The organism is Kitasatospora sp. NPDC048286, assembly GCF_043201735.1.
In the GTDB taxonomy this organism is placed as follows: Bacteria; Actinomycetota; Actinomycetes; order Streptomycetales; family Streptomycetaceae; genus Kitasatospora.
The window spans coordinates 264,300-285,585 of sequence record NZ_JBICZE010000007.1 but is presented as its reverse complement, the minus strand read 5'-3'; the positions used below and the strand labels follow the sequence as shown (position 1 = coordinate 285,585).

8 protein-coding genes are annotated in these 21,286 nt (G+C 68.8%); 3 read left to right on the top strand and 5 right to left on the bottom strand.

Annotated features, from left to right (window positions below; genetic code table 11):
• Window positions 1–47: 47 nt before the first annotated feature.
• The 3 genes from ACGF13_RS19435 to ACGF13_RS19425 form a co-directional block, all read right to left on the bottom strand.
• Window positions 48–1,613 carry a peptidoglycan DD-metalloendopeptidase family protein gene (locus ACGF13_RS19435; protein ID WP_392876432.1) on the bottom strand — a complete coding sequence of 522 codons (1,566 nt, stop codon included), beginning with the start codon at window positions 1,611–1,613 and terminating at the stop codon, window positions 48–50.
• An 11-nt stretch (window positions 1,614–1,624) separates the two neighbouring features.
• A complete protein-coding gene (locus ACGF13_RS19430) occupies window positions 1,625–2,608 on the bottom strand; it encodes an alpha/beta hydrolase (protein WP_392876430.1) in 984 nt (327 codons plus the stop codon).
• Window positions 2,609–2,904: 296 nt separating this feature from the next.
• The gene (locus tag ACGF13_RS19425; RefSeq protein ID WP_392876427.1) at window positions 2,905–7,215 is read right to left on the bottom strand and encodes a LamG-like jellyroll fold domain-containing protein; all 4,311 of its coding nucleotides are present in this window, start codon (window positions 7,213–7,215) and stop codon (window positions 2,905–2,907) included.
• A gap of 981 nt (window positions 7,216–8,196) precedes the next feature.
• Between ACGF13_RS19425 and ACGF13_RS19420 the strand changes: the two genes are divergently transcribed.
• Complete coding sequence (locus ACGF13_RS19420; protein ID WP_392876424.1) at window positions 8,197–14,847, top strand: polymorphic toxin-type HINT domain-containing protein; 6,651 nt, start codon at window positions 8,197–8,199, stop codon at window positions 14,845–14,847.
• An 8-nt stretch (window positions 14,848–14,855) separates the two neighbouring features.
• A complete protein-coding gene (locus tag ACGF13_RS19415; protein ID WP_392876422.1) occupies window positions 14,856–15,155 on the top strand; it encodes an Imm53 family immunity protein in 300 nt (99 codons plus the stop codon).
• A gap of 516 nt (window positions 15,156–15,671) precedes the next feature.
• On the opposite strand, the gene ACGF13_RS19410 is transcribed toward ACGF13_RS19415, so the two are convergent.
• Window positions 15,672–16,157, bottom strand: coding sequence for a hypothetical protein (locus ACGF13_RS19410; RefSeq protein WP_392876419.1), 486 nt, complete (start codon window positions 16,155–16,157; stop codon window positions 15,672–15,674).
• A 315-nt stretch (window positions 16,158–16,472) separates the two neighbouring features.
• Between ACGF13_RS19410 and pepN the strand changes: the two genes are divergently transcribed.
• A complete protein-coding gene (gene pepN / locus ACGF13_RS19405; protein ID WP_392876416.1) occupies window positions 16,473–18,962 on the top strand; it encodes an aminopeptidase N in 2,490 nt (829 codons plus the stop codon).
• Window positions 18,963–19,079: 117 nt separating this feature from the next.
• On the opposite strand, the gene ACGF13_RS19400 is transcribed toward pepN, so the two are convergent.
• Entirely contained in the window at window positions 19,080–21,092 is a 2,013-nt protein-coding gene (locus tag ACGF13_RS19400; protein ID WP_392876413.1) for an acyl-CoA dehydrogenase family protein, read from the bottom strand.
• Window positions 21,093–21,286 lie beyond the last annotated feature (194 nt).

Below are 21,286 nucleotides of genomic sequence, written 5' to 3'. Positions count from 1 at the left end.
CACGCCCAGCGAGGTGAGCGCGGACAGCAGGGGGAGGTGCGCTCTGGTCACCGGATGGCTCCTCGGCTGACGGCGGGTCCGGGGGTGGTGTTCAGCCAGGTCCAGTCGGACCAGGTGGAGAATCCGGTCTGCCACTTGTGGTGGACGCCGTCGGTGTTGGAGGCGAAGACCTCGATCCGGCCGTCGGCGTTGGTGGCGGCGGCGATCTCGGTGCCGCCGGTGCCGAAGGTGTCCCACTGGCCGTACGGCGCGTTGAGGCCGGTCTGCCAGATGTGCTGCGCGGTGCTGCCGTTGATGGCGAAGACCTCGACCCTGCCGTCCGCGGTCTGCCGGCTGGTGAGCCGGGAGTCGGCGGGGCCGCCGGTGGGGTCCCAGCCGGACCAACTGGTGGGGCTGGTCTGGTACTTGTGGTAGACGCCGGCGGGTCCGGAGGCGAGGACTTCGAGTCGGCCGTCCTGGTTGTGGCTGACGGTGAGGTCGTGGCCGCCGGTGCCGAAATCCTCCCAACCCGACCAGGCGCCGTTGACGGCGGTCTGCCACTGGTGCTGGAAGGTGCTGCCGTTGAGGGCGAAGACTTCGAGGCGTCCGTCGGGGGCCTTGCCGAGTTCGATCTCGCTGTTGGCGGGGCCAGCGCCGGTGGAGCCAGCGCTGGTAGAGCCTGCGCCGGTAGGGCCTGCGCCGGTGGGGTCCCAGCCGGACCAGCCGCCGTTGGGCGCGGTCTGGTAGCGGTGGTAGACGCCGACCGGTCCGGAGGCGAAGACTTCAAGGCGTCCGTCCTGGTTGGAGCCGACGGCGATGTCGTGGCCTCCGGAGCCGAAGTCCTCCCAGCCCGACCAGGCGCCGGAGGGCTGGAGCTGGTAACGGTGCTGGAAGGTGCTGCCGTTGATGGCGAACACCTCCAACCGGCCGTCCGCGTTCGGACCGATGGCGAGTTGGGCACCACCGGGGCCGCCGAGGTCCTCCCACTCCGACCAGGCGCCGTTGATCGCGGTCTGCCAGGCGTGGGAGACGCCGTTCGCCCCGGCGGCGAAGACCTCCAGGCGTCCGTCCGCCGACCGCGCCGAGACCACCCGGCCGGACTCCGCCGGATACACCAGCGGGGCGGGGCTCGGGCCGCTTCCGGGAACGCAGGGCACGGTGACACCGCGCTCCGTGAGGTACGGCTCCGGGTCGGTGCGCACGGACGCGTCCGGGTCGGCCCAGACCCGCAGGTGCAGGTGCGGGCCGGTGGCTTCGCCCTCGCTGCCCATCAGCGCGATCTGCTGGCCGGCCGTCACGTGGTCCCCGGCGGCCACGTCCCGTTCGTACATGTGCCCGTACTCGGTGATGGTTCCGTCCGGGTGCAGGATCCGGATCCACTGGCCGTAGCCCTGGGCCGTGCCGGAGATCAGCACCTGGCCGTCGCCGACCGCGTAGATCGGCGTGCCGTAGTCGTTGGCGATGTCGATGCCGTTGTGCTCCGCGGAGTAGTGCTGGGAGACCTGACCGCGGGCCGGGCAGGCCGCCGCGAACCCGGCGGCCGTGGCGGCCCGGGCGGTAGCGGCCAGCACGCCGACCGGCAGCAACAGGGCAGCGACCGCGGCCAGGGCCGGCCGCGAGAAGCGGGAGATCATCGGAGCGCCCCTCACGCCTTGCGGAGCCGGTCGATGATGCCGTCGATGTCGCGCCGGAACATGTAGTCGCGGATGAAGTGACCGCCCGGCTCCTCGTGGGCCTCGTACGGGATGCCCGCGCCGTCCAGCAGGGCGCGGAACTCCCGCTGACCGGCCAGCACCGCGGTCTCGTTGAAGGTGTCGAAGGGGTTGGTCGGGTCGGGGCTGGTCCCGGCGACCAGGAAGATCCGCTTGTTGCGGTAGCTCTCCAGGCGCTCGACCGGGTTGTCGGCGGTGACCCTCGCCTGGTCCCACAGCGGCGCGCCGTAGACGGTGCCGCCGGCCAGGTCCTTGACCGCGGCGGACACGTTGGCCCAGTGCACGACCGCGCCGTTGTCGCGGCGCAGGCTGGCCGGGCCGGAGTGGGCGCTGACGGAGGCGAAGTGGCCCCAGTACTTGGCGGCGTACTTCAGGGCGCCGAAGCCGCCCATGGAGAAGCCCGCCACGGCGCGGCCGTCGTACTCGGCGTAGGTACGGAAGTTGGCGTCGACCCAGGGAATCAGCTGGTTGATGTGGAAGGACTCCCAGTTGCGGGGGCCGACGCCGGTGCTGACCGGGTTGGAGTACCAGCCGGCCTGCCCGCCGTCGGGCATCACGACGATCAGCGGCTTGCCGACGGTCCAGTCGCGCACGCCCTGGTGGTCGAACTCGATGAAGTCCTGGAGGCCGCCGTGCAGCAGGTAGAGCACGGGGTAGGTGCGCCCGCTGGTGTGGTAGTCGTCGGGGAGCAGCACGTTGACGGCGGGCTGCCAGCCGATCTCGGCGGTCGCGAAGCGGTAGTACCACATCCGGGCGTCGCCCTCGTTGCGGTCGGTGATGTGCAGCCCGAAGCCGTCATCGGCCGCGCGGGCCGCCGAAGCCGTCGCGAGGACGCTCGCGCCGCCGAGCGCCAGCGCGGCGCCGAGCCCGCCGGCGGACTTGAGGATGCTCCTGCGGGTGGGGTGGTTCGCGGTCACCGTGACCTCCAGAAGGCGCGTGACGGCGGCCCGTCCGGACCGCCGGATATCCGACGGTTCGGACGGTAGCCACCCGCCGTGGAGCACGGAACCCGGAACCATACGGACTGACAACAGCGGCGCCGGACACGGAGACTGGTGCGTTTTCCTGTGGTGGACGGTGAGGTCTCTTCGGCGGCCGCGGACGACCCTTCCACGGACGCCCGCCGATCACTCGGAAGGCGATGTCGACGGGTGGGAAAGGAGCGGGGTCCGAGGGCAAGTCCTCGGACCCCGCTCCTCGTAGCAGGTGTGGATCAGCCGTTCAGGTGCGCACGCGCGAACCACTTCTGGTTGCTGTCGGCCGAACAGGTCCAAACGATCACGCGGGTGCCGTTGGTCGTGATGCCGTGGGGAATGTCGATGCAGAGGCCGGACTGGACGTTCCGGATGGTCCCGTCATAACTGCGGATCCACTGCTGACCTTCGCCGTCCTTGGGGGCACTGCCGCTCGTGGCGTCGCACGGGCGAAGGACGACAGGCGTGCCGCTCGTGCCTGCGTTGTCCTTGGTGCCGAGGCACTTGCCGGCGCTGGTGATCGTGCGGTCGTCGTTGAAGGTGAAGTGCTGGTTGGCATCGTTTCCGCAGTCCTGAACTGCGATCTCTCCGCCGCCTCCCCAGTTGTTCAGGCAGGTGGCCGTGCGCTGCAGGCTGTGGATCTGGACGCTGGAGTTGCTGGTGGCGAGGTTGTTGGCCTGTTGCTCGGTGAGCGGGTACGGGTACATCCGTACGTCGCTGACCGACCCGTCGAAGGCGGGACTCGCGGGGGAGGAATTGGTGATCTGGGCGCCGATGGAGAGGGGACCGGACGTGGTCCAGGTGCTGGGGTTGACGGCGCTGCCGACGGCCTGGCCGTTGACGTAGAGGGTCATGGTCTTGTCGCCGGAGCTGTAGACACCGATCAGGTGTGTCCAGACACCGACCTGTGGTGCGCCGCTCGAGTCCCAGGCGGCGTAGTAGGCGCTGGTGTTGGCGTTGTCCTCCCCGGGCGAGACGAAGGCCCAGCGGCCGTAGGCCTTCGAGTACTGGAGGTAGAAGGGACTGTGCTGGTTGCCCACGAGGGTCGCGACGGTCTGGTAGCCGTTCGTGCTGTTGATCTTGACCCAGGCGGCAATGCTGTAACTCTGCCGGGTGTCGATGTTCGGGCTCTGCGAGGTCCGGTAGTAGCCGCCGTTCAGGGCGATGGCGCCGTTCGGAACGCCGTTGTGGTCCGCGACCGCTGCCGGGTTCCCGGCCGTCACGAGGGGATTGGAAGCGGAGCTGTCGACAGTGACGTTGGCGGGCTTGTTGTCGAGGGCGTACCAGACCGGGCTGACCTTGGTGTCGGCAACGGTGACCGGGCCGGCCTCCCAATCGATTCCGGGCGCGGAGGGGGTGCCGGTGCGATGGCCCCACCAGATCTGGATCTGGCCGTTGGCACTGCGCCCCCACAGGGCGGGCGCACCGTTGCCGGTGAGGTCCCCGTCGGAGCCGAGGACGGGATAGTCGTTCGGTTGGACGAAGCCCAGGTAGGAGTTGGTGTCGATGCCGACGAGCGTGGGAGCGCTGACGGGCTGGCCGGTGACCGGGTCCAGAACGGGTTCGCCGTCGACGGTCGGTGCGTAGACACCTGTGGTGAACGTGTAGCCCCTGAGCTCGCCGGTGGTCATGTTGCGTGACCACAAGCCGGGGTGCCCCTGGTTGGCCCAGTCCCCGGGGCTGAGCAGTTCGATGTTCTTCCAACCGGTCGCACTGAGGCGCACTGGTGCCCCGAAGTGCGTACCGAGGGTCGGGTAGTACCAGAGTGCGGCGTCGGCACCGTTCGCGGTCGTCTCGGTGGTGAGCAGTCCCGCTCCGTTGCGGAACTGGAGCTTGTAGTCGAGGTCGGAATGGATCGGGTCGCCGACTGAGGCGAGGCGAACGACGGTCGACCAGTTGGTGCTGTAGCCGTCGCAGTAGTGGGAGTCGCTCGCGGGGGCTTCGCAGGCCGGTTTGTTGAGGAGCTGCTTGGTGTCGAACCGGCCGGTGTAGTGGGTGTTCCCCGGGTTGCCGTAGTACCAGAGCTGCGTGTCGCCCTTGGCGTGGACGATCAGGTCGTCGACGTTCTTGCCGCCGGTGAGCGCGCCGCGGTGGGTGAACTGGATGTCGGTCTTCCAGTCTCCGTCTTTCACAGGGGAGTAGGACTTCAACGCGGCGACCGAAACGGCTGGGCTCTTGGCCAGCGGGTTGCCGGGCACGCTGTAGGCCTGGAGGTTGCCGGCCTGGTCGGCTGCGAGGATGTCGGGGGCGCCGTCGCCGGTGATGTCGCCGAACACCGGGGGCGGGCCGGCCGGGTTCCACGGAACGTGGAAGGCGTAGGACTGGATCGGTGACTGGTTCCCGGCGTTGTCCATGACCTGCATGAAGAGGATGTTGGTGCCCCAGCTGCCAGGTCGTACGGAGACGCCGCCCTGCGGCAGGGACGCTCCGCACTGCCAGGTGCTGCCCGCCAGTTGAGGATCCCAGCCCCATCGTGCACAGACGACCCCCGACGGCGATCCACCGTTGGGAGCCGGGTCGACCGCGCTGAACGGGACGACGCCCGAGTCGCCGAGGCGCTTCTTGCTCGTCTGCCCGTTGCCGGCCGGCGGGAACTGGTCGGCGAGAGCGCTGTCGGGAAGCTGGTCGTTGAGTGTGGGGAGGCTCAGCCGCGGCGGAGTGGCGTCCACCGCGAACCGGCAGTCGGGCGTGGAAGCGGAGAGGCCTACGAGCATGTCGCCGGCCATGATGCTGTAGCCGTACGCGTGACCGTCCTGGATGACGTTGCTCGGTACGACGAACGCCGCATTGCTGCCGTTGGTGACGAGGTCGGAGAAGCCTTCCGCGACGTTGGGAGATCCAGGGAGGTTGTAGTCCCAGATGTGCGACCAGGAGTACAGCTGGCCCTGCACCGGGCTCGAGACGGTGGCGTTGAGGGTGACAGCCCCCTGCGCCAGGGCGCTTGAGTTCAGCCAGCCCCATGGGGCGCCTGCGCACCCCTGGGTGACCTGACTCGGGTCCATCGTCTTCGGATCCGGGTAGACGTACGGGTGGGTGGGGGTGTCGGGGGTGCGGTCGTAGGTGACGCTGAGGCTCGCGCCGTAGTCGAAGCGCTTGAACGCGTAGATGTTGTTCTCGTCCGAGGCCTGCAACCCGACGGTCAGGACGTTGTTGGCCGGGATGTACTGCTTGAGGCCGTCGAGGTTCCAGTAGGGGACATCGACGTTGTCATGGCAGGGGTTGCGCCCAGACCCTGCGACCTGGGTCGAGTCGAGTCGTCCGCCGACCGGCTCCGGCTTGTTGTTCCACACGGTGCCGGAGTTGATCTGGCGGTCGACGAGGTAGACGTCGACACCGTAGGTCTTGTTGCAGTCCCAGTCGGCGGAGGTGTACTCCCAGAAGTCCAGGCGGACGTTCTTGATGATGGCTCCGCGCAGGTCGCTGGTGTCGAACTGGAAGTAGGAGCGCATGAGGTCGGAGGGGTTGCAGCTGGGCGCGCTGGGATACACGCCGCACCTGCCGACGCCCAGGTGGTCGCTGTCGTTGGATCCGTTGACGTTGTAGTGGGGCGTGTTCGGGTACTTCGACTGGACGTAGGTCGAGCCGTTGCTTCCGCGCGACCACGGAATCCAGTCCGGGTCGATGAAGTACGGCGCCGTGCCGGTGGAGAGGACCTCTTGATCGGTCGCCAGATCGATGCCGGTGCTGGAGACGCTGACCGGCATGGTCGAGACCTTGGCTCCGGCGCCGGGGCCGTCGGGGCTGCTGGAGGCGGGAGCTGCGGGTTTGCCGGAGGCGCCGGCGGAGGCCGTCGGCGCGGGTGCGGGCGTAGCGGTGGTGGGCGTCGGCTGCGCCGCCTGTGCCATGGCCTTGGCGGCCGTCGTGGGTGCCGGAGTCGGTGCGGGCGGGGTGTTGACGGGTGCCGCGGGGGTGCTGTCCCACATGCGGGGCGCCGGGGCGCTCCAGCGCGGTACGCCGTCGGCACCGGTCGCGGTGACGTTGTGGTCGGCGTCCGACGTGAGGGAGACGCCGTCGGTGCTCGTGCCGAAGTGGAGGTTCTTCAGTGCCGGGTTTGCGGCCGCCTGGGCGGTCTTGACGACGACGACCGTGCGCACACTGCCGTTTTTGCCGACGCTGACCCTGAGATCCGTGTCGGGTCCGATCACGCCGGGGTAGAGCAGGGAGTTGCCCTCGACGCGGGGCGCGGGCAGGCCGAACGGCGCGCTCAGGGAGAGCTTCTTGCCATCCGAACTGGTCATGGTGGCGAGGGGCCCGTTCCCGCCGGCGGAGAGTGTGACACCCGACGGGACGGCCTTGGGAGAGTACGTCCCGTCCGCGTGCGCGGTCAGGGTGGCGTCCAGTGTCTGCCAGGCCCCGTTGCCCTTGAGCCGTTGCTGGTCGGGGTGTCGGACCTGCCGGAGGTGCCCGTCCGGAGTGGCGAGCGTTTCGGTGAACTCCGTCGTCAATCGTTCGATCGGGACGTCCTTGCCGGTGGCCTTGGCCTGGGCGAACGCGCTGTCGTCCGGAAGCTGGGGGAGGTCCTTTCGATGAGCGGCATCAGCCGCGTTCATGACGTCGGTGTTCGGTATGCCACCGGCGTTCTGGCCGGCAAAGGCCACGGGCGACGTGACACCGACGGCGAGCACCGTGGCGGCGAACGCTGACAGCAGGCGGAGCCGACTCTGCGGGTGGTGTTCGCGTCTGAGTGGTGGACCAGGCGGAGTTTTGGGCATACCGAAGCGCTCCCGGAAGTGACGAGGGTGCGGTCACCGCCGGGTATCGGGCGGATACACACAGGACACGCACAACCTGACTGATCATCAAGTGATCCGTCAACTGACAATCGACGCGAATGCCCGGTTTGCTGATGTCGGCGGCCTTTGCCAAGTGGGGTGATCTAGATCACCCCTTTCTCATCGAATCTTCATCTCGACTGACATGTCGACAAGTCCGTAGAGTCGCCGACGTTTTAATGGCCGTCCCTGTGTCTTCGAACTGACATTGGGACTCATCTGGGGGGTTCGGTGTTACTTCCTCGTGTCCGCTCTGTGCGTAGACACGCTGTTATCGCGACCGGCCGTTCACGGGTCGCACTGCTGAGTACCTTGGCAGTGGTCGCGGCGTTACTGACTCCGGTCGCCGGGCCCGCGTTCGGTGCCACGGTCGACAAGAACAAGGTCTGGTCCCCGCCGACCACGCCGTTGCCGAGAACTCCCTCGGTCTCCGGCAAGGATGCGGCTCCTCCGAACCCGGTGGCTCCGCCCACGGGCACTCCGGACTGGGTGCCGCCGAAGTCGCCGACCACTGCGCAGCGCGGCAGTGCCACTGTGGACCTGTCCGCACGTCAGGCCGCTGAGGCCCGGACGGCGTCCGGAGGCTCGAATGCGGTGGCGCCCGTTCAGGCGCCCGCAGGCGCGTCGCAGCGGGCCGGGACGTTGCCGGTCTGGCTCGCCCCGGTGGCGACGGCAGCGGGACAGAACCCTGCAACGACCGGTGCCGAGGTCGCCGCCAAGAGCGGTCCTGCCACTGCGGGCCCCGTTCTCCGAGTAGAGGTGACCGACGCGAAGGCAGCCGAGGCCGTGGGATCCCACGGCGGCCTCGTCACCCTCACGCCGACATCCGACATCGGCGGCAAGGTCCAGGTGGCCTTGGACCCCGACGTGATCAGCGGCGGCATCGGTGCCGGGTGGGCCCAACGGGCCGGCCTCTACGCCCTGCCGGCCTGCTCACTGACCACTCCCCAGACGGGAGGCTGCCGGGAGCGCACGCCCGTCGCGTCGCACTACGACGCCGCCACCAAGCGGCTGGTCGCAGAAGTGGACCTGCCGTCGACGGCGGCGGCACCGGCCCAAGGTGGTGTCTCCGCCAAGTCGGTCACGGCGCTCGCACCGATGGTCCTCACCCTGGACGCACCGACCGACGCCGGAGGCGGTGGAACCTTCGGCGCAACCAGCCTCGCCCCGAGCCAGGCCTGGACCGCCGGTGACGCGTCCGGTTCGTTCAACTACACCTATCCGATCCAGTCTCCGCCGACCCTCGGCGGCACCGCTCCCCAACTCGCCCTCGGGTACAGCTCGGCCTCGGTGGACGGCCGTACGTCGTCCACCAACTCGCAGGCCTCATGGCTCGGTGACGGCTGGGACCTCGGAACCGGGTTCGTCGAGCGGGTCTACAAGCCGTGCTCCAAGGCGGGCATCGCGGGATCCGGCGACCAGTGCTGGGGCGGGGCCAACCTGACGCTCTCGCTCGCAGGTCATTCCGGTGAACTGGTCCCGAAGGACGGCTCGTGTGCCACCGGAACCTCCACGGACGAGCAGTCCAAGTGCACCTGGCGCCTCAAGAGCGATGACGGCAGCCGCATCGAGTTCCTGACCGGCGCCGCCAACGGCACCTGGAGCGGCTCCTACATCAAGCTCACCGACGCGGCGGGCACCGCCTACTACTTCGGCCTCAACCACCTGCCGTCCGTCGGCGGTGGCGCAACGGCCACCGGGCCGGACTCCAACTCCGCCTGGACCGTCCCCGTCTACTCTCCCAACGCCGGCGATCCCTGCTACAACGCCGGCCAGGGGCAGGCATCGTGGTGTCAGATGGCCTGGCGCTGGAACCTCGACTACGTGGTCGATGTCCACGGCAACCTCACCACCTACACCTACGCCCCGGAAACCAACTACTACGCACGGGGTGCCGGCCAGAACCGCGGCAACGGCGTCAACAGCGCCTACACCCGCGGCGGTGTCGTCCGGACCATCGCCTACGGTCAGCTGCTCAGCGACCAGATCGCAGCGAACGGCAACTACCAGGGCGCGTCGAGGATCGTCCTCGACAGCGGCGAGCGCTGCCTCACCAGCCCCACCGCGTGCGACCCGGGACAGCGCACCGCCGCCAACGCGGTCAACTGGCCCGACGTACCGCTCGACAAGCAGTGCCAGCAGAACGACCCCTGCTCCAACAGCGGACCGAGCTACTGGACGACCAAGTGGCTCAACACCATCACCACCCAGATCCGCTCGGGCGGTGGCTACCGTGATGTCGACCACTACGAGCTGACCCACGTCTTCAAGCAGGTCGAGAACCCCACGGAGAACACCGCCGTCCCGTGGCTCGCGTCGATCCGGCGCACCGGCAAGGACACTGCCAACGGCCAGGCCGAGGTCAAGGTCCCGCTGGTCACATTCGCCAACATGCTGCTGCCCAACCGTGTCGACGGTGCGGGCCCCGCGCGTCCCGAGTACAACCGGCCGCGCATGGCCTTCGTCACCACCGAGACCGGTGGCACCATCGGCGTCGACTACTACTCCGCCTCCTGCTCCCGGATGGCGGGCGTCATGCCGACCTCCGCGGACAACAACAAGCTGGCCTGCTACAACGTCAAGTGGTACCAGACCAACTCCAAGCCCACCGACCCGCCGGTCGACGACTGGTTCCTGCGCTACCCGGTCAAGTCCGTCACGGTCGACCCGCGATCCGACCTCGTCAAGGGAGCCCTCCCGCAGACGACCACCTACACGTACGGCGACGCGGCCTGGCACCGGAACGACTCCCCGTTCATCGAGGACAAGGACCGCACCTGGGACGAGTTCAGAGGGTTCGCCTCCGTCACCGCCGTCACCGGCAACGGCAAGGACGGCATCAAGGGCAAGACCTCCCGGACCTACTACCAGGGCATGGACGGCGACATCACCACCACGGGCACCCGCTCGGTGAAGGTGAAGGGCCCGGTCAGCGCAGCGGTCCAGGACTCCGACTGGCTGTCGGGGGAAGTCCTCGAAAGCGACACCTACGCCGACGCCGACGCCACTGCGCCGGTCGCCTACAGCATCAACACCCGCGCCGGGGAGGTGGAGACCGCCAGGCACGCTCGCGGAACCCTGCCACCACTGATCGCCCGGTACTCGGCCACCACGTCCGTCACCACCGCGGGAGCCCTGAAGAGCGATGGCACCTGGCGCACCACGACGGATACCACCACCAACGACCCCGACCACTCCAACCGTCCCAAGACCGTCCTCAGCGCAGCCGACGGCACCCCGGATGTCTGCGCCCGCACCTCCTACGCCGCCAACAACGACCCGGTCATGTCCGGCATGGTGGCCGAGACGATCTCCGTCTCCGGGGTGAACGCCTGCACCGCCGCCGCCACTGCGGCCAACACCATCAGCGGCGCCCGCACGCTGTTCGACAGCCAGCCCTACGGCTCCGCCGGTTCCAAGGGCCTCGTCAGCGGCATCCAGGCCCTCGACGGCTACGACGCCAACGGCAACGCCCGCTGGATCACCACCGGGCTGACCACCTACGACGCCTACGGCCGTACGGTCACCGTCACCGATCCGACGGTCACCGACGCCAAGCACCCCTCCGGTGCGTCCACCACCACCACGCGCAGCTCCGCCAACCCCGGTGAACTGCCCAACCAGACGACGATCACCGCCCCGGCGCCCGCGGGCGCCCCCGACGCGGACACCGGCCGCGTCTCGACCGTCACCCTCGACCCAGCCCGCTCCCTGCCCTTGGTGAGCACGGACGCCAACGGCCGCTCCATCACCGAGGCTTACGACGGCCTCGGCCGGTTGACCTCCGCGTGGCAGGCCGGCCGCACCACCGCTGACCCCGCCAGCCAGATCTTCACCTACGACCTCAACGGCTCGGCGAAGCCCAGCACCATCACCAGCCGCACCCTGCGGGCCGGCGGCAGCAGCTACGCGACATCCATCCAGATCCTGGACGGGCTGGCCCGGGTCATCCAGACCCAGACCGACCCGGCGATCTCCGCGTACACCGGTCGGTTGATCACCGACACGTACTACGACTCCCAGGGCCGCACTCCGCGCGTCAACAACACCTACTACAAGGACCTCGTGGGTCCGAGCACCACCCGCTTCGAACCCGACGACGCGACCGTCCCCAACCAGACCTACACCGTCTTCGACGGCATGGGCCGGGCCGTCAGCACGCAGACCCGCGCCTTCGGAACCACCCAGTCCACCATCACGACCGCCTTCCCGGGCGTCGACCGTACCGACGTCACGCCTCCGGCAGGCGCGACCCCGGGCACCAAGGTCACCGACTCGCGCGGCCGCACGACCCAGCTCTGGCAGTACCGCACGCCCACCGCCACCGGCAACCCGGGCGACGCGGACGTCACGACGTACACCTACAGTCCGGCGGGGAAGGAGACGTCGCGTACGGACGCCGCCGGCAACAGCTGGAGTTACAGCTACGACCAGCGTGGCCGTCAGACCAGCGGCAGCGACCCCGACACGGGCAACAGCACCACCGTCTACGACAATGCCGGGCGGGTCACCTCCACGACCGATGGTCGCGGCAAGACCATCGCGACCACCTATGACCTCCTGGGCCGCAAGACCGGGACGTACGACGGCACCATCTCCCCGGCCAACCAGCTGACCGGCTTCGCCTACGACACCGTCGCCAAGGGACAGCTAGACAGCTCCACCCGCTACTCCAACGGCGCCTCCTACACGAAGGCCGTCCTCAGCGTCGACATCGCCTACCGTCCGACCAAGACCACGCTGACCATCCCCGGCAGCGAGATCGGCAAGACCGGCAACGTCACCTTCACCAGCAAGGCGAAGTACGACCCCATCACCGGCGCACTGAACGAAGAGACCCGACCCACCGTCGGCGACGTCTTCGCCGAGACCATCGAATACGGTTACGAGAAATACGGACCGCTTCTGAGGTTCGGCGCGGTCGCCGGCCAGACGTACGACCTCCAGTCGGACTACGACGCCTACGGCCGCAACATCCGCTCCACCATGAACCCCTGGGGCACCCAGGTCGTCACCACCGACACCTACGACGAGTCGACCGGACGTCTGCTCACCCAGTTCGTCGACACGCAGACCTCGACCACCGGCGTCGTCCAGAACACCACCTACGCCTACGACCCGTCCGGACGCATCACGGCGATCCGCTCCATCCCGAACAGCGACCCGAACGCCACGGACCTCCAGTGCTTCGGTTACGACTACCTCGGACGCCTGACCACCGCCTGGACGGACACGGGCCGGCTCAACCAGGTGCCCGGTCCCGCGGTCGGGGGACAGGGCGCCTGCGCCAACAACAGCCCCACGAGCGGAGCCCAGGCACCCGCTCGGACCACCGTCGGTGGGAGCGTCCCGTACTGGCACACCTACCAGTACGACCTGACGGGCAACCGCACGCAGTTCGTCGCCCACAACCCGGGCGGTGACACCACCAAGGACACGACGGTCACCCAGACCTTCCCGTCCAGCGGCACCCGCAACACCCCCACCAGCGCGCCCAACACCGGCGGCGGCACCGGAGGCCCGCACGCCCTGCTCACCTCCAGCAGCCGCACCGGCAACAACGCGCCGACCACCAGCACCACGCAGTACGACCAGGTCGGCAACACGACCGCCATCACCGACACCGCCGGCACGGCGACACTCACCTGGAACAGCGAGGGCAAGCTCGAATCGCTCGCCAAGACCAGCGCGGGCACCACGACGTACCTGTACGACCCCGAAGGCAACCAGCTGATCCGCCGGAACCCCGGCAGGACCACCATCACCATCGGCGACGACGAACTCGTCTACGACACCAACACCAAGGCCACCGTCGGCACCCGCTACTACAGCATTCCCGGCGGCACCACCCTCGTCCGCCAGGGCGGAGGCCGGCTCACCTACCAGATCGCCGACCACCACGGCACCGGCGGCCTGGCGCTCGACTCCGCCACCCTCACCGAATCCCGCAGGCCGACCGACCCGTTCGGCAACCCCCGAGGCACCCAGCCCTCGGCCTGGGCCGGCGACCGCGGCTTCGTCGGCGGCACCAAGGACGACGTCACCGGCCTCACCAACCTCGGCGCCCGCCAGTACCAACCAACCACGGGGCGCTTCCTCAACCCGGACCCGATCCTCAGCAGCGCCGACCCGCAGCAGTGGAACGCCTACGCCTACAGCAACAACGATCCGGTCAACAGGTCCGACCCGAGCGGGCTGTTCTCGTTCGCCAGCATCATCCGCAACGCCCTGAATGCGATTGCGGCTGCCACGCAGACAGTTGTGACCGCAGCGACCGAGCAGCCCGAGTTCGTGCAGCAGGTCGTCGCCGTCCAGAAGGCGGAGGAGTCGAAGAAGAGGGCCGACGAAACGAAGCAGAAGGTGATGAACGCCGGCAAGCAGCTGGCGAAGATCGCCGCTGACGAGCTCGGCATCACCGACGCCTTCGACTGCGTCACCAAGGGCGACCTCGGAGCCTGCGGCGAGACCGCCCTCAACGTCGTCAGCAGCCTCATCGGTGGCGGCCCGCTTGCCAAGCTCGCCAAGAAGTACATGTTCCACTGGGACAAGGCCTGGGAACTGGGCAAGACCGTCAAGCGGCTCGCCAGTGAACTCTGGGACGGCTTCCAGGCCTGGCGCAAGGAATCCAAGCTCGCCCGCGAGGCCGAACAGGTCGTGGGCAGTTGTCCGATCAGAGGTGTGAAACACAGTTTCACACCAGGAACACTGGTCCTACTAGCCGACGGCAGCAGTAAACCCATCGGGGACGTTCAGACAGGCGACTCGGTCCTCGCCACCGATCCCCAGACCGGCGAAACCGCGGCCGAACCCGTCACCGACGTCATCATCACCCCCGACGACCACGAGTTCACCGACCTCACCCTCACCTCCGACGCCGACCCCCGGGCCCCGCCCGTCACCAGCACCTCCACCCAGCGCCACCCCTACTGGAACGAAACCACCCAGCGCTGGACCGAAGCCGCTGACCTCCACTCAGGCGACCAGCTCCGCGCAGCCAACGGCACCCTCCTTACCGTCCAGACCGTCCACAACTACGAGACCGCCCCTCAGGAAGCCCGCAACCTCACCGTCGCTCAGCTCCACACGTACTATGTGCTGGCAGGTGAATCCCCAGTCCTCGTTCATAATTCTCGCGCGGGAAATCTTTGTCCGCACCCAGACGCAGAAGGGCCCCACACGACATTCCGTCGAGATGGAGCGACTGGCGAGATCGACCACTATGAATCCTATGATCGACCGTCAGATCCTCGGGATCCTAGGCCTTGGGTTCCAACGAAACGAGTTGACGTGAAGGGTAAACCTCACTTCGACAAGAAGACCAGGACCGAAGTCCCGACGCCGCACGTAAACCTTCCGGACGGATCGGCAGTTCCGGCGGAGCCTTGGGAAATCCCCAGAAGGAACCCATGAATTCATCTTTGAAGACTCTCCAAAAGTGGTACGAATCCTCCTGCAATGGAGACTGGGAGCATTCATACGGCATTCGAATTGAAACTACCGACAATCCCGGCTGGATCCTGATTGTCGACCTGGCCCAAACGCCGCTATCCGGCCACAGCTGCGACAGGGTAGATCAATCAGTTGATGGATCATGGATGTCGGCAAAGAGTGACGGAATCAAGTTCGTGGCGGCCTGCGACCCGGGCTCATTGGAGAGAGTGATCGATTATTTCATCGAATTTTCTACCTTTGAGTCCAAATGGCAGCCACCCATTTGATCAAACTTCGACTTTCGAGGAAATGCATGGGCTGCTCAGCGGGTTTCTTGTGGAAACATGGCAGGTCCGACTCATGGCGAGCCATCCCGAGCGCCGCCTTGTGGTTCGGATAGTCGAGTCTGGCGCCTCGGCGGATTTGCGAATCGAGGTATCTCAAGATTCACCGCCACTGGGGCATCAAAGAGGCAGAATGAGCAGCATCGCAAAATGCTCTCACCCTCCCGATCGTTTGATATGAGATTTCAGTTTCGGAAGTGAGGTGAATCTTGAGATTAACGGCAGCTTCCCTGGATTCTGCATAGCGGATCCACTGTAATCGTTTGACGCCAACTCGATGATGTTAATTCATCAACGAACATCTCCTTCCCGCGAGATTGGCAGCATATTCAAGTGGCCCCGCCGGATCGTTCCCGACGGGGCCACTTGATCGTTTGACGTCACCAGCTGACGTGTAATGGGGACGTCGGGTATTGGAGCTGTCTGAATGCCTGCCTTGTAGAGATGCTCGGGGCGGACTCATAGGTAGTCGAAGAAGCGGTTCCACCAGGTCTGTGGCTCGAAGTAGGAACCGAAGTTGCTGACACCGTCGTATCGGGTCCAGAGCAGGTGCTCGGAGACGGCGATGTAGCCGAGTGCTTCGAGTTCGTCCTTGATGCGGTGCCGGTCGGCAGTCTCGAAGAGGAGGCTTTCCTCTTCCTCGTCGTAGCTGCCGGGGTTCCCCAGCGTCACGGCGACGAGGTTGCCGAAGTTGCTGACGCGGATGGCGATGTGGTCGCCGCTGGCAGTCGCCGTGGTGGGGATGACGATTGTCCCGTGGTGGCTGCCGTCCTGGACGCCGAGATCGACGGAGCAGGTGCAGCGGAACCGCTGATCCAGCCTGGCGGCCAGCTGGTCGAATCGGGCTCGGGTCGCGTTGTGGTCGTAGTACTGGGGGAACTCCATGTGGTCGGGATCGTCGAGGTCTCTCAGCAGAGCCCAGATGTGCTGGTCATCGAGGGGCATGGTGATCGTCTCCGTGTTGCTGGGGCTGGTTGAGTGAAGTGCATGGTCGTGCCTTTCGGGAGTGCTCAGAGACGGCGCTCCCGGACGACGACCTACCGCCCGACCGTGACCCCGGAGGGGAGCACCCATGTCGTTACTGCGTTCACGGGTACCACCTCCTCGTACTCTCGCACGGCCTCCGGCAAAGTAAGCAGTCGTCACCGCGATCCGCCGACGGTTCCCGCGCGGGCGCCGTGGCCGGATGTCACGAAGCCCGCGCGCCCGGAGCCGAAAAGCCCGTACCGTTCGCCCCTTGGATGGAGCAGCATGGCCCCTGTGTCCGATACCTCAGTACTCACTCGCGCCGAGGCCGTCGAGCGCCACCGGCTGCTCGACGTCCACACCGTCCACGTCGACCTCGACCTGACCCGCGGGCAGGAGCTGTTCGGCTCCACCACGGTGATCCGCTTCGGCTGCGCCGCCCCGGGCGCCGGGACGTTCCTGGACGTCAAGCCGGCCGCCCTGCACCGGGTGGTGCTGAATGGCCGCGAACTGGACGTCGCCGCCCTGCGGGCCGGGCGCTTCCCGCTGACCGACCTGGCGGCCGACAACGAGCTCACGGTCGAGGCCGACATGGCCTACTCGCACACCGGCGAGGGCATGCACTGCTTCACCGACCCCGCCGACGGCGAGGACTACGTCTACACCCAGTCCTTCCTCGACGACGGCCCGCGGGTGTTCGCGTCCTTCGACCAGCCCGACCTCAAGGCGCGGTACACGGTGTCCGTCACCGCGCCGCAGCAGTGGACCGTGGTCGGCAACAGCCTGGGCCGCCAGGTCTCGCCCGGCCGCTGGGAGTTCGCGCCCACCCCGGCGATCAGCAGCTACCTGGTCTCCGTGGTGGCCGGCCCGCTGCACTCGGTGCGCGCCGAGCACGACGGCATCCCGCTCGGCCTGCACTGCCGCCGCTCGCTCGCCGCCCACCTGGACGCCGACGTCGACGAGCTGCTGGAGATCACCCGGCAGGGCTTCGACCACTACCACCGGGTCTTCCGGCACCGGTACCCCTTCGACAGCTACGACCAGTGCTTCGTACCGGAGTTCAACGCCGGCGCGATGGAGAACCCGGGCTGCGTCACCCTGCGCGACGAGTTCGTCTTCCGGTCCGCCGTGCCCGACACCAAGCGCGAGGAGCGCGCCATGGTGGTCATCCACGAGATGGCGCACATGTGGTTCGGCGACCTGGTCACCATGAAGTGGTGGGACGACCTGTGGCTCAACGAGTCCTTCGCCGAGTACATGGCCTACAGCGTCACCGCCTCCTCCACCCGCTTCACCAGCGCCTGGACCGGCTTCGCCGCCAACCGCAAGACCTGGGGCTACGACGCCGACCAACGCCCCTCCACCCACCCGGTGGCACCCGGCACGGTGGACGACACCGCCCAGGCGCTGCAGAACTTCGACGGCATCTCCTACGCCAAGGGTGCCGCCGCACTGCGCCAACTGGTCGCCTGGCTCGGCGAGGAGGCCTTCCTGGCCGGAGTCAACGACTACTTCGACGAGCACGCCTTCGGCAACGCCACCCTCGACGACCTGCTCCGGGCCCTGGCGGCGACGAGCGGCCGCGACGTCCACGGCTGGGCCGACCGCTGGCTCCGCACCATTGGCGTGGACACCCTGCGGCTGACCGACGGCCGGATCGAGCAGACCTCGGCCGACGGCACGCTGCGCCCGCACCAGCTGACCGTGGCCCACTACCGGCGCACTGCCCAGGGCACCCTGGAGCAGGCCGACCGCGTGTCGGTCGACCTGGCGGCCGACGCCACGGTCACGCGGCCGGCCGAGGCCGAGCTGACCCTGCTCAACGACACCGACCTCACCTTCGCCAAGATCCGCCTCGACCCCGGCTCCTGGCAGGCCGTGCGCTCCTCGCTCGGCGCCGTGCCCGAGGAACTGGCCCGCGCGGTGCTCTGGAGCGCCGCCCGGGACCAGGTGCGCGACGGGGAGCTGGCGCCCGGCGAGTACCTGCGGCTGGTCGCCGACCACCTGCCCGGCGAGACCTCGGTGCACCTGGTGGACGCGGTGCTCTCCTTCGCCCGCGAGTTCGTGGTGGACTGCGCGCTGCCGCCGTCCCGGCGCCCGGAGGCACTGGCCGGACTGGCCCAGGTCTGCCGCACCCTGCTGCGACGCACCGAGGGCGAGCCGGGTCGCACCGATCTGCGCCTGGTGACCGTGCGCGGCGTGATCGCCACCGCCGACGGCGAGGAGCAGGCCGCCGAACTGCGCGACTGGCTGGCGGCCGGCACGGTACCCGGCGGGCCGGTGCTCGACCCGGACCTGCGCTGGCAGCTGCTGCTGCGGCTGTGCGTGCTCGGCGCCGCGGGCGAGCCGGAGATCGCCGCCGAACTCGCCGCCGACCCCAGCAGCACCAGCCAGGAGGGCGCCGCCCGCTGCCGCGCCGCGCTGCCCGACCCCGCGGCCAAGGAGGCCGCCTGGCAGGCGCTGTTCCACGGCGAGCTCTCCAACTACCTGGCCATCGCCACCGCCCGGGGCCTGTGGCAGCCCGAGCAGGCCGAGCTGCTGGAGGAGCTGACCGCGCGCTACTTCAAGGAGCTGGGGCCGGCCACCGGCCGCCGCGGCCCCGCGCTGGCCCGGGTGCTCGCCACGGTGGGCTTCCCGGCCTTCGCCGCCACCGAGCAGACGGTACGGGCGGCCGAGGCCTGCCTGGCCGACCCGGAGCTCACCGCGGCGACCCGGCGCGGACTGGTGGACCAGCTGGACACGCTGCGCCGCGCCGTCCGGGCGCGGGCGCTGACCGAGCGGTAGCACCGGCGCGACGGTCGGAGCTGGAGCTGGAGCTGGAGCCGGCCCCGGCGCCGGGTCGGGAACCGAACCCGACCCGGCGCCGGCTCCGGCTCCAACCCCTCCCGCCCACCGGAGGCCTCAGCAGCTCTCCTCGATGTAGAGGAGGGTCAGGAGGCCGTCCATGGAGGCGAACTCGTAGGGGTGGTAGCTCGGTGCCTCGTCCGCGTGCAGCCGGTCCTTGATCTCGTGCCAGGCCGTGAGCCGGTCGGCCGGTGGAACGTGGCGGAAGTGCCCGCCGGCGCCCTCTCCCACGATCAGCTCGTCCGCCTGGGTCACCAGACGCCTGGCGAGGTTGCGGTGGAGCGGACCGCGGACCTTCCGCCACAGCCGACCGTCGTCGTCGGTGAACTCCGTACGGCCGGCCGGGGACGGGATGCCCTCGCCGTACCAGTACTCGACCGGCGGCAGCGCGGCCGTGATCTCGGCCAGGGTCGCGGGACGTTGACGCTTCTTGGGCATGGCCCAACTCTCCCAAGTCTTCGGGATCGGGACAACGCGCTGGTGTGAGGCCCGGGACAGGCCGGCGGGCCCCGGTTCAGACGTCGGCCCCGTGACCGGCCCCGAGGCGCGCCAGGAGGTCGAACTCCACGCGGACGCGCTCGATGTCGGCCTGGAGGAACGCGGCCGCCTTGCGGGCCCGGCCGTCGGCGTCGGCGCCGGCTCGGCGGCCCACTCCAGGACGCGGGCGGCGGCGAAGGTGTAGGCGATCACCCGGCCGGCCAGGACCAGGTGCTCCTGGCCGAGTTCGCCGTCGAGGAAGCGCAGGTCGAGGCCGTGCGCCGAGACGGCGGGCGCGGTCGGCGCCCAGTCGGCGAGGAAGGCGCTGAGGCCGCGCCCGTCCGAGCCGTCCCAGCCGTCCGGGCTGCCCGAGCTGTCCAAGCTGCCCGAGCCGTCCGCCCTGCCCGCCCTGTCCAGGCAGTGCTGGGCGAGCTGCTGGCTGAGCAGGTCGTTGGTGCCGTCGAAGATGGTGAAGACCCGGGAGTCCAGGAACGCCTGGGCGGCGATGTTGGTCGGCGAGCCGCTGCGGTAGCCCTCACCGCCGGTGAGCTGCTGGTAGTGGTTGGCGGAGCTGACCATCAGCTCGGTGGCCACGATCTTGACGGCCTGTATGGAGGCGAACGCGGGGGCGAGGTCGGACGTGAGGTCCAGCCGGGTCCGGACGTGGTGGTTGAGCGCCGCGCAGACCGTGTGCGCGCTGTCGACGGCTTCGAGCCGGTAGCGGACGAACCCGATCGCCGACAGCGGCGAGCGCCCGATGCGACGCGCGTCGGCGTAGGCGCGTGCCTCGCGGGCGACGCGGCGCAGGAACCCGCAGGCCAGCGCGCCGATCAGTGCCCGTCCCGACAGGTAGATGTCCACCATCGAGCTCAGGTTCCCGGCCCCGACCTCGATGCGCCGGTGGGCGGGGACGAACGCGTCGATGTCGTTGACCCCGTAGTCGATCACCTTCAGGCCCAGCGCCTCGTACCGGTGCGAGGTGTGGAAGCCGTCGCCGCGCTCGACGACGAACCACCCGTACTCGCGGCCGTCGTCGCCGTCCCGTCTGGCGACGACCAACCACCAGGACGCGGTGGCGCTCAGCGCCTGCCAGTGCTTGCGGCCGCGGATGCGGTAGCCGCCCTCGACCTCCTCGAAGGTGGTGGTCAGGCCCGACATGGCCGAGCCGCAGCCGGGCTCGGTGGAGGCGAAGCCCGCCGTCGGCGCCAGCGGGCCGGCGAACAGCGGCAGCACCTCGCGCCTGGCCTCCTCACCGGCCCACAGCACGACGGGCCGCAGCGCCAGCCCGGTGACGACCGCCGTGTAGACGGCGAGGGCCAGGTTCCGCTCGGCCAGGACCTCGACGACCCGGCACATCTCGACGTGGCTGTCCCGGCCCCCGTACTCGGCCGGCAGCACCGGCAGCAGCACGCCCGCCTCCGTCAGGACGGCCCAGTCCTCGGCGGGCAACTCCCGCTGCGGGTAGGTCGCCGCGTCGAACCGCGCGGCGGCCGCCTCGATGCCCGCGATGAACTCCTCCGTCGACAGGGGCGCGAGGGGCGCGAGGGCCGCGAGAGGCGCGACGGACGCGACGGCGTCCGCGGATCCGGTCATGTCTTCACCCGTTCCAGGAAGTCCGACTCGCTTGCCCGGCAAGGGTCCTGACGGCTCGCGGCAGCGAGCGCCGCCGAGTGGGCGGCACGGAGATCGGTCCGACGATCTTACTGGCGGTGGCGACTCGGCGGCGACCTCCACCGACCGAGGGCGGAGTGTCAACGGTCATGGAGACGGCCGGGTCGGCGGTCGCG